This is a genomic window from Rhodococcus sp. NPDC057297 (assembly GCF_042667435.1).
GTDB lineage: Bacteria > Actinomycetota > Actinomycetes > Mycobacteriales > Mycobacteriaceae > Rhodococcoides.
Genome location: NZ_JBHUZE010000022.1, coordinates 1,428 through 2,356 on the forward strand (window position 1 = coordinate 1,428; position 929 = coordinate 2,356).

Genomic DNA, 929 nt, shown 5'->3' on the forward strand with positions numbered 1-929 from the left:
TACATTCAAATATGTATCCGCTCATGAATTAATTCTTAGAAAAACTCATCGAGCATCAAATGAAACTGCAATTTATTCATATCAGGATTATCAATACCATATTTTTGAAAAAGCCGTTTCTGTAATGAAGGAGAAAACTCACCGAGGCAGTTCCATAGGATGGCAAGATCCTGGTATCGGTCTGCGATTCCGACTCGTCCAACATCAATACAACCTATTAATTTCCCCTCGTCAAAAATAAGGTTATCAAGTGAGAAATCACCATGAGTGACGACTGAATCCGGTGAGAATGGCAAAAGTTTATGCATTTCTTTCCAGACTTGTTCAACAGGCCAGCCATTACGCTCGTCATCAAAATCACTCGCATCAACCAAACCGTTATTCATTCGTGATTGCGCCTGAGCGAGACGAAATACGCGGTCGCTGTTAAAAGGACAATTACAAACAGGAATCGAATGCAACCGGCGCAGGAACACTGCCAGCGCATCAACAATATTTTCACCTGAATCAGGATATTCTTCTAATACCTGGAATGCTGTTTTCCCGGGGATCGCAGTGGTGAGTAACCATGCATCATCAGGAGTACGGATAAAATGCTTGATGGTCGGAAGAGGCATAAATTCCGTCAGCCAGTTTAGTCTGACCATCTCATCTGTAACATCATTGGCAACGCTACCTTTGCCATGTTTCAGAAACAACTCTGGCGCATCGGGCTTCCCATACAATCGATAGATTGTCGCACCTGATTGCCCGACATTATCGCGAGCCCATTTATACCCATATAAATCAGCATCCATGTTGGAATTTAATCGCGGCCTAGAGCAAGACGTTTCCCGTTGAATATGGCTCATACTCTTCCTTTTTCAAGTTTATTCTATCATTTATGAGGGGTATTTTGACATGAGCGTCTACATATTTGAATGTATTTC

At 42.1% G+C, this 929-nt stretch carries 1 protein-coding gene; it reads right to left on the reverse strand.

Features of this window, described 5'->3' with window-relative positions:
• Positions 1-35: 35 nt before the first annotated feature.
• Positions 36-851 carry an aminoglycoside O-phosphotransferase APH(3')-Ia gene (locus tag ACFULT_RS27155; RefSeq protein ID WP_000018329.1) on the reverse strand — a complete coding sequence of 272 codons (816 nt, stop codon included), beginning with the start codon at positions 849-851 and terminating at the stop codon, positions 36-38.
• Positions 852-929 lie beyond the last annotated feature (78 nt).

Bases quoted from the DNA above. Each gene is read 5' to 3' on its own strand.
- ACFULT_RS27155 (WP_000018329.1), bottom strand. From the start codon at position 851: ATGAGCCATATTCAACGGGAAACGTCTTGCTCTAGGCCGCGATTAAAT.